This is a genomic window from Paenibacillus sp. NN59, assembly GCF_057597225.1.
This window is the reverse complement of record NZ_CP199678.1, coordinates 5,871,886-5,884,947: the sequence shown is the minus strand read 5'-3', so window position 1 is coordinate 5,884,947 and position 13,062 is coordinate 5,871,886. Positions and strand designations below refer to the sequence as shown.

Sequence of the window (13,062 nt, the reverse complement as noted above, 5' to 3'; positions counted from 1 at the left end):
AGGAAGGAGTGAACAGATTGAGTTTCTTATGGGAAAATACGCTTCTTGCGATTATCGCATTTTTGGTTTTATACTGGCTGCTTAGCCGTTATGCTTTCGGTCCGTTGTTCTCCATCATGGAAAAGCGTCGTGAACTCGTAATGAGCCAGATGAATGAGGCTGCTCAGACTCGGGAACAGGCGATTGCTTATGTGGAGGAGCAAAAACAGGCTCTGGAACAAGCGCGCAAAGAAGCTCACGACATTATTGAACAATCCAGACAAACGGGTGGCAAGCAGGCTGAATCTATTCTGGCTGATGCCAAAGCTGAAGCAACTCGTCTCAAAGACGATGCTGTACGTGAAATTGAGAGCGAGAAGAACAAAGCGGTTGCCGCTCTTCGCAGCGAACTGGGTACTGCTTCCGTTCAGATTGCTTCCAGATTGATCAAAAAAGAAGTTGAGAACGGTCCAGCACAAGAGGAACTTGTGAACCAATACCTCAATGAGGTAGGGGGCCGACAATGAGCCGCGATACGATTGTTGCCAAGCGTTATGCAAAAGCATTGTTCGAAGTTGCTCTTCAGCAGCAGCAAGTGCTTGAAGTTGAACAGGAACTGCGTGCCGTTGTCAGTGGATTAACCGGAGATCAAGAGATTATCAAATTTATTGTTTCTCCAAACATCTCTGATGAAGCCAAGCGAAATGTGCTTCATGCAAGCCTTGATGGCAAAGTGTCCGAACCTGTCCTTCGCACGGTTTTGCTTCTGATTGAGCGTGGCCGCGTGGAATTGTTGCAAGACCTGTTGGATGATTATGTGAGAATCGAAGGGGATTCCCTTGGAATCGCCGATGCTCGCGTATACTCGACCTATGCATTGAAGGAAGAAGAGAAAGAAGCGGTAGCCCGTGAGTTCGGTGGCCGTGTGAATAAAAAGATCCGTATCGAGAACATTGTTGATCCTGCACTGCTGGGCGGATTGAAAGTCGCCATTGGCGATACGATCTATGACGGCAGCTTGGCTGGCAAGCTCGAACGTCTTGAGCAGTCTTTTAACAGACGAGTACAGTAGATTGGGGTGAGGACACTTGAGTATCAAACCAGAAGAAATCAGTACATTAATTAAGAGTCAGATTGAACAATATAAGACTGATATCGATGTAGTCGAAGTTGGTACAGTTATTGAGGTTGGTGACGGGATCGCCCGTGTATACGGACTCGAGAATGTCATGTCCAACGAGTTGGTTGAGTTCCCAAGCGGTGTAATGGGCCTCGCCATGAACGTAGAAGAAAGCAATGTCGGTGTCGTTATCCTGGGACCTTACTATGATATTCGTGAGGGCGACCAAGTGAAACGGACTGGTCAAATCATGCAGGTGCCTGTAGGCGAAGCATTGATTGGACGTGTCGTGAACCCGCTTGGTATTCCAGTGGATGGCAAAGGGCCAATCGCTACAACGGAATTCCGTCCGGTTGAAGGTAAAGCACCAGGCGTAATGGATCGTAAATCCGTTCATGAGCCGATGCAAACAGGAATTAAAGCCATCGATGCAATGGTACCAATCGGTCGCGGACAACGTGAGTTGATCATCGGTGACCGTCAAACAGGTAAAACATCGATTGCCATTGATGCGATCCTGAACCAAAAAGGTAGCGGCATGAAGTGTATCTATGTGGCTATTGGTCAGAAGCAGTCTACGGTTGCACAAGTTGTGGAAACTCTTCGTCGTAAAGGCGCAATGGAGTACACCATTGTTGTAACAGCAGCAGCTTCCGATCCATCACCACTCTTGTACATCGCACCGTACTCCGGTTGTTCGATGGGTGAGTATTTCATGTATAAAGGCGAGCACGTCCTGGTTATCTATGATGACTTGACTAAACAAGCTTCTGCTTATCGTGAGTTGTCCTTGTTGCTCCGTCGTCCACCGGGCCGTGAGGCTTATCCGGGTGACGTCTTCTACCTGCACTCCCGTTTGCTGGAGCGTGCTGCGAAGCTGAACGATGAACTGGGTGGTGGTTCTTTAACCGCACTGCCGTTCATTGAAACACAAGCTTCCGATGTATCTGCTTATATTCCAACGAACGTAATCTCCATCACGGATGGACAGATCTTCTTGGAAGCTGACTTGTTCAATGCTGGACAACGTCCGGCGATCAACGTTGGTATCTCTGTATCCCGTGTCGGTGGTTCTGCTCAGATCAAAGCGATGAAAAAGGTTGCAGGTTCCCTGCGTCTTGACCTCGCTCAATATCGTGAGCTTCAAGCGTTCTCCCAGTTCGGTTCCGATCTGGATAAAGCGACTCAGGCTCGTCTGAATCGTGGTGCACGTATGATGGAAATTCTGAAGCAAGGTGTTAACCAGCCGTTGCCTGTAGAACAACAGGTTGTCAGCTTGTACACTGCAGTTAAAGGATTCCTTGATGAGATTCCAACAGGTGATGTTACTCGTTTTGAGCATGAGTTCCTTGCGTTCATGGAGAGCAACCACCCGGAAATTCTGGGATCGATTCGTGAAACGAAAGAATTGACAGCAGACAATGAAAATGCACTCAAAGGTGCAATCGAGAAGTTCAGAAAGAGCTTCGCAGTCTCTGTCTAAATAGATGATTGTAGCTGCGGAGTTGTCTAACCGATTCCGCATGTCTGCATGCAAAACTTTGACTCAGTCAAAGCAGGAATATGCTTACGAAGTAGTTTTGACTATGTCAAAACTTTAAGGTGGTGAAATCATGGCAAAAGGCATGCGCGAAATTAAGCGGCAAATTAAAAGCGTACAAAGCACAAAGCAGATCACCAAAGCAATGGAGATGGTTGCAGCTGCAAAACTGCGTAAAGCGCAGGAAAAAGCAGAGGCCGCACGTCCTTATTCAGAGAAGTTGAAAGAAGTTGTGGCGAGCATTGCCTCCAGTACCCAAGGTATCCAGCACCCGATGCTGGAAAGCCGTCCGGTCAAAAAGACAGCGTATCTGATCATTACGTCAGATCGGGGTCTTGCAGGTGGATACAATGCGAACGTTCTGCGTCAGGTGAGTCAGACTCTGAAAGAGCGTCACAACTCCCAGGACGAGTACGAATTATTCGTTATTGGTCGTAAAGGGCGTGACTATTTCAGAAGACGCGAAATAGCTATGGCTTCCACAACTACAGATCTGTCGGACTCACCTTCATTCGCAGATATCAAATCCATCGCTCATGAGGCAGTTCATGGATTTGAACTGGCTGATTTTGATGAATTGTACATTTGTTATAACCGCTTTGTAAATGCGTTGACCCAGATTCCGACAATGGAGAAACTTCTCCCTATGGAAACACCTGAGTTAACTCCTGCGGATGGACCGACTGCGAGCTACGAGTATGAACCGTCAGCTGAGGCTGTGCTGGAAGTTTTGCTTCCGCGTTATGCGGAAACATTGATCTACGGTGCACTGTTGAATGGTAAAGCGAGTGAACTGGGTGCGAAGATGACAGCAATGGGTAATGCAACCAAAAATGCATCGAAACTCATTAATGATCTGTCATTGACTTATAACCGTGCCCGTCAAGCAGCGATTACGCAGGAGATTACGGAAATTGTGGCAGGTGCCAACGCAGCACAAGGCTAACCGTTTTTTATTTAATGAAGGCTTGCACTGCAAAAATGAACGAACGGAATTTTGTTTTTGCCAAAGTAGCAGGCTTGTAGGAGGGGAACGTTAAGATGAACAAAGGACGCGTTGTGAGCATCATGGGTCCGGTTGTTGACGTCGAGTTTGATCGCGGCGGTCTGCCGGAAATCCTCAATGCCATTACGATCACTACAGTAAACGAGAGCGGTGTGAGTGTAAATCTTACACTCGAAGCTTCGAAACATCTGGGTGACAACCGTGTACGTTGTATCGCGATGTCCTCCACGGACGGTCTCGTACGTGGCATGGAAGCCGTAGATACTGGAGCTCCAATCTCTGTACCTGTCGGTGAAGCGACACTGGGCCGTGTATTTAACGTACTCGGCGAAGCGATCGATACTGGCGGTACAGTTGTATCTGAACATAAAAACCCGATTCACCGCTCTGCTCCTGCATTCGATGAATTGACTACCCAAGCGGAAATGCTTGAAACAGGTATCAAAGTTATCGACTTGCTGGCTCCTTACGCAAAAGGTGGTAAAATCGGTCTGTTTGGTGGTGCCGGTGTAGGTAAAACGGTAACCATTCAGGAATTGATCAACAACATTGCGCAAGAACACGGCGGTATCTCCGTATTTGCCGGTGTTGGTGAGCGTACCCGTGAAGGTAATGACTTGTATCACGAGATGAGTGATTCCGGCGTTATCAACAAAACAGCAATGGTCTTCGGACAAATGAACGAGCCACCAGGCGCACGTCTTCGTGTAGCCCTCACAGGTTTGACCATGGCGGAATATTTCCGTGATGAAGAAGGCCGTGACGTGTTGCTCTTTATCGATAACATCTTCCGTTTCACCCAAGCGGGTTCAGAAGTATCTGCCTTGCTTGGACGTATGCCATCCGCGGTAGGTTACCAGCCTACGCTTGCAACAGAAATGGGTCAATTGCAAGAGCGTATCACTTCAACGAAAAAAGGATCGGTTACATCCATCCAGGCGATCTACGTACCTGCGGATGACTATACTGACCCGGCTCCTGCAACAACGTTTGCTCACTTGGATGCAACAACAAACCTGGAGCGTAAAATCTCCGAGATGGGTATCTACCCAGCCGTAGATCCACTCGCATCCAGCTCCCGGATCTTGTCTCCTGAAGTTGTTGGCGAAGAGCACTATAGTGTCGCACAAGGCGTTAAACGTATCTTGGCACGTTATAACGAACTTCAAGATATCATCGCAATCCTGGGTATGGACGAGCTCAGCGAAGAAGACAGAGCGCTCGTATATCGTGCGCGTAAAATTCAACGTTTCTTGTCCCAGCCTTTCCACGTTGCTGAAGCATTTAACGGTATTCCGGGTAAATACGTTCCGGTTAAAGAAACAGTGCGCAGCTTTAAAGAGATTCTCGAAGGCAAGCATGACGATCTGCCGGAAGCAGCATTCCTCTTCGTGGGTACGATTGAAGAGGCAGTGGAGAAAGCTAAAACACTGGTATAATCTGAGTCCAGGATTGTCCTTATGAAGCGAGCTATCCTTCGGATAGTTTCAGGAGGGATGGAATTGAGCACCTTTTTGTTGGAGATCGTAACGCCTGAGCGTCTCGTCTATTCACAGCAAGTGGATAGCGTCATCGCTCGCGGTATTGAAGGGGAACTGGGGATTCTCCCTGGTCATATCCCGATGGTCACACCTTTACAGATTGCACCGATCACGATCAAAAACGGAAAAGAGAATAAGCAAGTCGCCATCGGCGGCGGCTTTATCGAAGTCCGCAAAGATAAGGTTGTTGTACTCGCAGAGAGTGCCGAATTCCCGGAAAGCATCGATGTGGATCGTGCGCGTGCGGCCAAAGAGCGGGCAGAACGCCGGCTTGCCAGCCAAAGCAACCAGGATCACTTTGATCACCGTCGTGCAGAGATTGCTTTGCAAAAAGCGGTTAACCGGATCAACGTATTCGGCAATTAAAGTAACTTATGGAGCCCGGCGGCATTGTCTGCCGGGTTCTTTTACTCTTTTATGAAGAAATAATGATAGAAATAAAAAAAGTGGAATACGATGATGAATTGCCACTACGCTATTTATGGATTTGAACGTTAGAGAGTTTTCTCTTTATATAGTATGAATAGCTTCAAATAATTAGATTCACATTTCAATGATCAGGTGAATAAGATGTAGGACTTAAGTAGTATGGGCATATCACCCTGATAGAACTAATTTTACGAGATTCAGTAGAATTATTTCCGAGGAAATGACAGAATCGATATCGTTATAACGCTATTTTATGTCGTTTTAGTCACCCATTACTGGCGGATAAAAATTAAAATATTTTTTGAAGTGGAAATCAATGTAGTTGACAAGTAATAGTGAAACAGCCTATATTCCTTAGAGTCAGCAGATGCAGAAAGTAGGGCGCTAGATGTCCATCATCTTGCAGAGTTGAATTGTTGTTGCTTGATCAGGTAGGCATCAGAGATCTTGTCAATTCGAGGGGGACCTGACAGTAGAACAGAGATGTTTTTCTGGTTTTCGCTCATTCCTGTGGACTAACAAGTTATGGGGGTTAGGCATATGATATGCCGATCGCTGCAACAATCAAGGTGGAGGTAAGAAGATATGGGTAATGATCTGGCGAATCAGGTGAACCAGACATTGAGCACAAACAGCCTGATCTCAATTGTCGTTTCTCTTATATGTATAGCGATTACATGGTGGTCATTGCAAAATCTGAAATTGGATTTAGTGATCAGACAGCCGAAAGGTCCTCAGGGGAGACTGTTACATTTGTTGCTGGCCATTATTCTAGGGCATGCCGTTGCTGGCTTTGTTATTGATTATTTGTCCTGGACTCAAATGTTAAGAAATTTGTTTTAATGTTGAGATGGTTGGTTAATCATCTGTTAGGTTCTTCAAGCGGCTCATTGTCGAATAACATCGATTAATTGTGTTAACAATTAGAGTATGAGCTGTCGGCCAAAATATAAGAAAGAAATGTGAACGTTTGACTGACCAAATTTGAATTGTTTATGTAAAAAATGCTTGTATCGAACAATTCAACAATGTTATGATGGAAGTTAGGGAATTCACAATTTTTCACTAATTATGTAGGTTATAAAGGGGATATCCGGTAGTTACCGGCTAAAAACCATCCCAATTGGTCTGTTCTGATGCTAAGATGGCCTTTTTAATGACTTTTCAAGCCATAAAGCAGGATGTACAGTACACATGGTATCATCGATATGAATTATACAAACCAATTCTTTTCTGATCAGACATCTGTGCTTACATGCCAGAATATGTCGAAATTCCACACACAGCAACAGTCCTTTCTATCACAGTGGGGCTTACGTATTCCGGAATGAGGAAAAGGGAATAAAAGCGCGGAGGGAACCATGATGAGCAAATTTATCGTCCGCGGTGGCAAAAGGTTGACCGGAAGTGTCAAAGTTAGCGGCGCTAAAAATTCTGTTCTTCCGATCATCGCTGCCTCTCTCTTAGGGGAAGAAGGACAAAGCGTTATTATTGACGCACCTCCTCTAGACGATGTGATGACGATTAACAAAGTGTTGGAATCGCTAGGAGCGGGAGTTACATACCGGGACGAAGTGATTACCGTAAATGCGGAGAACCTTACTTCCTGTGAAGCCCCGTATGAATGGGTTAGTAAAATGCGGGCGTCTTTTCTGGTCATGGGGCCTTTGCTGACGCGTTTGGGTAAAACAAGAATCTCATTGCCTGGGGGATGTGCCATCGGTACACGACCGATTGATCAGCATCTCAAAGGGTTTGAAGCCATGGGAGCCGAGATCAGCTTGGGCCAAGGTTATATCGAAGCACGTAGCCAAGGACGGTTGCGCGGAGCGAAAATTTATCTGGATGTGGCTTCTGTAGGTGCCACTCAAAATATTATGATGGCTGCAACTTTGGCCGAAGGTGTTACGGTTCTGGAGAATGCGGCGAAAGAACCTGAGATTGTCGATCTGGCTAACTTCCTGAACGGGATGGGTGCAAAGGTTCGCGGAGCCGGTACGGGCGTTATTCGTATCGAAGGCGTTGAGAAACTGTCTGGTGTTAAGCATACGGTAATTCCAGATCGTATTGAAGCAGGAACGTATATGGCTGCCGCAGCAATCTCTGGTGGTGACGTATACGTTGAAGGTGCGATCTCTGATCACTTGGGTTCCGTTATTGCTAAACTTGAAGAAATGGGTGTAACAGTACAGCCTGACGAGAATGGCGTACGTGTTATTGCAGACCGTCCACTCAAAGCAGTGGATGTCAAAACGTTACCATATCCAGGATTCCCGACAGATATGCAATCCCAAATGATGGCTTTGTTGCTGGCATCCGAAGGAACGAGTGTTGTGACTGAAACGGTTTTTGAGAACCGCTTTATGCATGTTGATGAGTTCCAACTGATGAACGCAGAAATCAAAGTTGAAGGAAGATCCTCCATCATTACAGGCAATGCTAAGCTGAAAGGTGCTAAAGTGACAGCTACAGACCTGCGTGCAGGGGCTGCTCTGATCATTGCTGGCTTGGTCGCTGAAGGCACAACTGAGGTAGGTGGTGTACATCACATCGACCGTGGTTATGTACATTTGGCAGAAAAGTTAAATGGCCTCGGGGCAGATATCTACCGAATTTCGGTGGAAGAGCCTAAGCTGGATGCAGTTAAGGCGCCTAGCGAAAAGGTTGAGGAAGAAGTTCCTATGTTTAAAGTACAACCAACTTGGGTGTAAACCCTCGTTTATATCACATAGCGTTATTTCTGTATAGCTACCCTACTGTGGAGAATACAGGAACAAGATCAAACGTATCGTATCCGTTTGATGAAGCTGAGCCTCCGGGCTTGGCTTTTTTTGTTCTTTTTACAAGTTCAAACGATATATGAGGATGGTCTGTTAAGGGCCTGATTCTATTAATACCTGATCCTAACTTTGTATAACATAACATCTAGGCTTATATCTATTTTGACCATATGAAAGAGCGGGTGTTCCATACCCATTGATCGGGATGCACTGTGTAAACCGCGTAGTAGCAATGCTTTCAGGTATCTACTCATACAAAGGAAAAGGTGCTCATTAAATAGCAACGGTTCGCGTTTCTCTTAAATCCGGTTCTATCAGATCGAGTGAACTCATATCTTAAACTATGGATTTGAGAAAAAACCAGCCATGACCTGGTCATCGACAACGGAGGGGTATCACGGATGAAAGAAGCTCGTGTACAACTAAAAGTACCTCTTGCCCCGCGGCCCGGAATGCAGGGATCAGAGGAGAATTTAATTCAGGATGCAGAGAAAGACAGGTTGAATCCTGAGAAGAAGAGAGGTACCCCGTTACAGATAGCGAAGGTGCAAATCGTAATGGGGAGCAAGCAAGAAACGGCACATGCTAAACGTGGGGGATTGTCTACGGAGGAACTGAAACAGGAAGCTACAGAGCATATAAATATCCCGCTTATTGAGTTGGATGCGTTTCGTAAGGTCAAACGTCGTCGTATGCGTGCATTCGGTCACCGTCACCGCTGGGGACGCCACCCAGGGCGTTGGCAGCCCGCAGTAGCGGTATCAGCACTGCTTGTTCTGGCGATATGCATTCCGGTCATCCTGGTGTGGCCGCGAGCAGGAGAACAGGTGAAATCTACGCCTGCTTCTACAGGTGTGAACGCTGGTACCGGTCTACAGTCTCCTAATCCTGTACCCGCTGTGCCTGTAAGCTATCCTGAGCCGAAGGTGCGTGTTTACTTGTCTGCTACCGGGACAACGTTGGAATTACCACTTGAGACATATGTGACGGGAGTAGTTGCTGCTGAGATGCCAGCTGAATTCGAGTTAGAAGCGTTAAAAGCACAAGCGATAGCTGCTCGCACATTTATCGTGAGAAGACTTGCTGCAAATGATACAAGTGGCGTACCTTCAGGTACAGCAGATGTCACGGATACGATTAGTCATCAGGTCTTCATTCCACCCGATCAGGTCAAGGCGGATTGGACAAGGTTAGGTAAAGCGAAGGAATGGGAAAAACTTCAGCAGGCCGTTCGTGAAAGTCGTGACGCAGTTATGACGTATCAGGGTCGTGCGATCACAGCATCCTTTTTCTCAACCAGCAATGGATATACGGAAAATGCAGAGGATGTGTGGGGCAATGTTGTTCCCTATTTGAAAAGTGTAGCTAGCCCCTGGGATAAACAGCTTGCACCAGGTTTTGAAGAAACAATTACGATGAAGCGCAGTGAAATTTTGCAGAAGATGAACCTGGATGCAATTCCGGTGTCAGCAGATAAGAACGGTTCCTGGATCAAAGTGTTATCTACGACCAAGGGGCATCGTATTAAAGAAATGCAGATTGCAGGTGAAACGTTCAGTGGGCCGGAAGTCCGCAAACGTCTCGGACTCAGATCCAGTCAGTTCAACTGGAGAACAACAGGCGATGAAGTGCAGATTACAACGTATGGTTATGGCCATGGAGTGGGTATGAGTCAATGGGGAGCAAATGGTATGGCGCAGGAGGGGCACACGGCTACCGAGATTCTGAAACATTATTATACGGGAATCTCTTTCGGACAGGCATCCAAGATGCTAGCCTCAAAGCAGGGGAAGTGAGTATAGTGAGTGGTTCTCTACCAACCTCCCGTTCCGGAGCTTTTAAGATTTGGCTATATATGAGTAAAGTGAGAGCATACGGAGAGCTCAGGGGACAGAAAAGACCTGTAGAAGTGAAGCGGAAAGCTTTTTGAAAAAAAAGCTGCATCGGAAGCATAAACTTGCCTTTACTACCGGATTTCACCTTTGAAAAAGGAGATAGAAGAAATCTGGTAGTAACCTGCGGTCGAAAGGTTTTCTGGCCCCGAAGCGGTGCACGGATGAACACTGATCTCAAACATATATAGCATTCTTTGAAAGCTGCGTGAAAATTTTTAGAGTCGCGCGTGTATAAAAGAGTTGCACCCGGTAACACTTGTTACTGAGGTGATCAAGATGAATGAAAACAACAAAAAATCAATCCAAGAAGAAACTCCTAAAACAACTCAAGGAGTACCGGCAGCTCAGCCCTCTTCATGGAGAAAAGCAATGTCCAAACGTTGGGTTTTCCCGGCAGTCTACATCGCAGCAGCAGGCATTATACTAACTCTAGTGTGGGTCTATCAGGGAACAGGCGGCAAAGCGCTGAACCCGGACTCTCCTAAAGAATCAGTAGAAACAGGCGCAGCGAGCAACGAGGGAGCCGCTACAGGTGGGGATCAGGAAAGTGTGGAAGTTGTTGCAAAGTCGGAAAATTTTGTTTGGCCAGTAGGATCTCCTTCCGAGATCTCGGTTGTGAAACCATTCTATGACAACGAGGCTTCAAGTGAAGAGCATGAAGCAGCGATGGTGCAGTACAATGACACATTTATTCCGAATACGGGTGTCGATCTGGCACGCGGTGATAACAAATCATTTGAAGTCAAAGCAGCACTCAGCGGTAAAGTTACACGTGTTGAGCAAAATCCGCTTACAGGTCAAGTGGTGGAGATTACTCACAGCGATAACCTGAAAACTGTATACCAAAGCCTTGCGGACGTCAAAGTAAAACAGGACGATGAAGTGAAGCAAGGAGATGCGATTGCATCTGCTGGTGTGAGTGAGCTTGGAAAAAACCTGGGGAATCACCTTCACTTTGAAGTTTATGAAGATGGTCAGCCTGTAAACCCGCAAGGATATCTTCCGGAAAAATAAATGATTTTTACCGCACTAACATGATGGGCAGGGGTGAATAACCTCTGCTTTTTTATGCTTTTCAGAAAATAATGGGACCTTCGAAGCTTGTCACACCTCTAAACCGCGAATATATAGGCATGCTCCTCATATAATGTACCAAACTATCCACACAGTAGGGAGGCGGGAGCGTGCACGATTACATCAAGGAACGGACCATCAAAATTGGTCGCTGCATTGTTGAGACGAGAAATACGGTCCGTACCATTGCCAAAGAATTCGGCGTGTCAAAGAGTACTGTGCATAAGGATCTGACGGAGCGTCTGCCGGAAATTAACCCTGATCTTGCTGACCAGGTGAAACACATTTTGGAATACCATAAGTCGATCCGTCATTTGCGGGGCGGTGAAGCGACCAAAATCAAGTACAAAAAAACGAGTGGAAAAAAACGTGAGGTGCTGGCTTCCGCCAAATCATAAGCAAGTTCTTTGAGAACTAGGCCAAAAAGCTCACAGCATGGATTGAATCCCTCCCCTGAAGTATGATATGTTAAAAGCTGGTACAGGATCGAATTATGACATCTTATCAGCCCGATTTTTACATATATATGTTGCACTTTGTCGAACGAGCGGTGACGTGATAAGAGACACTTTTTCACAGGATACGCTGACCAAATAATATCACTTTGGGGGCTCTTTTATGTTTAGCAAGGATATCGGTATTGATCTTGGCACGGCAAACGTGCTTATTCACGTGAAAGGAAGCGGAGTTGTTCTCAATGAACCTTCCGTCGTGACCATTGAAAGCGATACGAAGCGGGTCCTTGCTGTCGGGGAAGAGGCGCGTCGTATGGTGGGGCGTACGCCGGGTAACATTGTTGCCATTAGACCGCTGCGCGATGGCGTTATTGCGGACTTCGAAATTACGGAAGCCATGCTTAGACATTTCATTAGTCGTGTAGGGGCAAGAAGCTGGTACAGCCACCCGCGAATTTTGATTTGTGCACCAACGAATATCACTTCTGTAGAGCAGAAGGCCATCCGTGAAGCAGCGGAGCGCAGCGGTGCCAAAGAAGTATTTCTGGAAGAAGAGCCGAAAGCGGCTGCGATCGGGGCAGGTATGGATATTTTCCAACCGAGCGGCAATATGGTCGTGGATATCGGCGGCGGAACGACTGACGTTGCAGTCCTGTCTATGGGCGACGTAGTCACCGCCTCTTCTATTAAAGTTGCGGGGGACAAGTTCGACGAAGCGATTATCAAGTTTATTAAAGCAAAATACAAACTCATGATCGGAGAACGTACAGCCGAAGATATCAAAATCGCAATTGGTACCGTTAACCCTGCGGGTCTTCAAGCTGAAATGGATGTTCGCGGCCGTGATATGGTAACCGGTCTGCCGGTTACAGTTACTGTGTCAGGTAGTGAAGTGCAGGAAGCGCTATGGGATTCCGTGCAATCCATTATCGTTGCGGCCAAGTCGGTACTGGAGCGCACACCACCTGAACTGTCTGCGGACATTATTGACCGTGGTGTCGTTTTGACTGGTGGAGGTGCATTGCTGAACGGACTGGATGAACTGTTGTCCAATGAATTGCATGTTCCGGTATGGGTTGCAGAGGATCCGATGCACTGCGTTGTAAAAGGAACAGGCATTATGCTGAATAATTTGGATCAAGTAGTTAAGAAAAAATTCTAGTTTGCCGATATAAAAAGCAGGTAGGTTCACCGAAAAGGTGAACAGAACGGACAAACAGCTACCTGCGTTGCAGGGACAAGC

12 protein-coding genes are annotated in these 13,062 nt (G+C 46.6%); all 12 read left to right on the top strand.

Translation table 11 applies throughout. The annotated features are described in order from the left end of the window. Positions 1 to 17 precede the first annotated feature (17 nt). The 12 genes from atpF (at position 18) to mreB (ending at position 12,981) form a co-directional block, all read left to right on the top strand. Positions 18 to 506, top strand: a complete 489-nt coding sequence (gene atpF / locus ACT89M_RS25685; RefSeq protein WP_090922868.1) for a F0F1 ATP synthase subunit B — start codon at positions 18 to 20, stop codon at positions 504 to 506. After that, positions 503 to 1,051: a F0F1 ATP synthase subunit delta gene (locus ACT89M_RS25680; RefSeq protein WP_090922870.1), complete on the top strand. Its 549-nt coding sequence runs from the start codon at positions 503 to 505 to the stop codon at positions 1,049 to 1,051. Before atpF ends, ACT89M_RS25680 begins: the two co-directional genes overlap by 4 nt. A 16-nt stretch (positions 1,052 to 1,067) precedes the next feature. Further along, a complete protein-coding gene (gene atpA / locus ACT89M_RS25675; protein WP_090922872.1) occupies positions 1,068 to 2,582 on the top strand; it encodes a F0F1 ATP synthase subunit alpha in 1,515 nt (504 codons plus the stop codon). 130 nt (positions 2,583 to 2,712) lie between these two features. Next, positions 2,713 to 3,585 (top strand): ATP synthase F1 subunit gamma, encoded by an 873-nt coding sequence (gene atpG / locus ACT89M_RS25670; RefSeq protein ID WP_090922874.1) that lies wholly within the window; start codon positions 2,713 to 2,715, stop codon positions 3,583 to 3,585. A gap of 95 nt (positions 3,586 to 3,680) precedes the next feature. Beyond that, positions 3,681 to 5,084 carry a F0F1 ATP synthase subunit beta gene (atpD, locus tag ACT89M_RS25665; RefSeq protein WP_090922876.1) on the top strand — a complete coding sequence of 468 codons (1,404 nt, stop codon included), beginning with the start codon at positions 3,681 to 3,683 and terminating at the stop codon, positions 5,082 to 5,084. A 63-nt stretch (positions 5,085 to 5,147) separates the two neighbouring features. After that, positions 5,148 to 5,552, top strand: coding sequence for a F0F1 ATP synthase subunit epsilon (locus ACT89M_RS25660; RefSeq protein WP_308722727.1), 405 nt, complete (start codon positions 5,148 to 5,150; stop codon positions 5,550 to 5,552). A 648-nt stretch (positions 5,553 to 6,200) separates the two neighbouring features. Then, positions 6,201 to 6,458, top strand: a complete 258-nt coding sequence (locus tag ACT89M_RS25655) for a DUF1146 family protein (protein ID WP_090922880.1) — start codon at positions 6,201 to 6,203, stop codon at positions 6,456 to 6,458. Positions 6,459 to 6,979: 521 nt separating this feature from the next. Then, positions 6,980 to 8,326 carry a UDP-N-acetylglucosamine 1-carboxyvinyltransferase gene (murA, locus tag ACT89M_RS25650; RefSeq protein WP_090922882.1) on the top strand — a complete coding sequence of 449 codons (1,347 nt, stop codon included), beginning with the start codon at positions 6,980 to 6,982 and terminating at the stop codon, positions 8,324 to 8,326. A 470-nt stretch (positions 8,327 to 8,796) separates the two neighbouring features. Then, on the top strand, positions 8,797 to 10,191 hold the full coding sequence (gene spoIID / locus ACT89M_RS25645; RefSeq protein WP_154891320.1) for a stage II sporulation protein D: 1,395 nt from the start codon (positions 8,797 to 8,799) through the stop codon (positions 10,189 to 10,191). 375 nt (positions 10,192 to 10,566) lie between these two features. Continuing rightward, complete coding sequence (gene spoIIQ, locus ACT89M_RS25640; RefSeq protein ID WP_154891319.1) at positions 10,567 to 11,304, top strand: stage II sporulation protein SpoIIQ; 738 nt, start codon at positions 10,567 to 10,569, stop codon at positions 11,302 to 11,304. A gap of 170 nt (positions 11,305 to 11,474) precedes the next feature. Next, positions 11,475 to 11,762 carry a sporulation transcriptional regulator SpoIIID gene (gene spoIIID / locus ACT89M_RS25635; protein WP_024632710.1) on the top strand — a complete coding sequence of 96 codons (288 nt, stop codon included), beginning with the start codon at positions 11,475 to 11,477 and terminating at the stop codon, positions 11,760 to 11,762. 220 nt (positions 11,763 to 11,982) lie between these two features. Beyond that, positions 11,983 to 12,981 carry a rod shape-determining protein gene (mreB, locus tag ACT89M_RS25630; RefSeq protein ID WP_090922887.1) on the top strand — a complete coding sequence of 333 codons (999 nt, stop codon included), beginning with the start codon at positions 11,983 to 11,985 and terminating at the stop codon, positions 12,979 to 12,981. The last annotated feature ends 81 nt before the right edge of the window (positions 12,982 to 13,062 follow it).